The sequence below is a fragment of the Mesorhizobium sp. L103C131B0 genome (assembly GCF_000502275.1).
In the GTDB taxonomy this organism is placed as follows: Bacteria; Pseudomonadota; Alphaproteobacteria; order Rhizobiales; family Rhizobiaceae; genus Mesorhizobium.
The window spans coordinates 1-510 of the sequence record NZ_AYXC01000062.1 but is presented as its reverse complement, the minus strand read 5'-3'; the positions used below and the strand labels follow the sequence as shown (position 1 = coordinate 510).

At 61.8% G+C, this 510-nt stretch carries 1 protein-coding gene; it reads right to left on the bottom strand.

Translation table 11 applies throughout. The features are described 5' to 3' along the window. On the bottom strand, nucleotides 1–510 hold a 510-nt coding region (locus tag X730_RS0135340), incomplete at both ends, for a TCP-1/cpn60 chaperonin family protein (protein ID WP_031197545.1).

The following is a 510-nucleotide window of genomic DNA, read 5'->3' as shown; positions in this document are numbered from 1 at the left end:
AGGGCGAGAGATAGCCGCGGTCGAACTGCATGCCTTCGACGACTTCCAGCTCGGTCTCGGCGGTCTTGGCTTCTTCAACCGTGATGACGCCTTCATTGCCGACCTTCTGCATCGCTTCGGCGATCATGGCGCCGACCGACTCGTCGCCATTGCCGGCGATCGTGCCGACCTGGGCAACTTCCTCGGAGGTCTTGATCTTCTTGGCAGCGTTGCCGAGAGCCGCGACCACTTCGGTCACGGCCAGGTCGATGCCGCGCTTCAGATCCATCGGGTTCATGCCGGCGGCAACCGCCTTGTTACCTTCCTGGACGATCGACTGCGCCAGGACGGTCGCGGTCGTGGTGCCATCACCGGCGATGTCGTTGGTCTTCGAAGCAACTTCGCGGATCATCTGCGCGCCCATGTTTTCGAACTTGTCGGAAAGTTCGATTTCCTTGGCGACGGTGACGCCGTCCTTGGTGATGCGCGGTGCGCCGAACGACTTGTCGATGACGACGTTGCGGCCTTTGG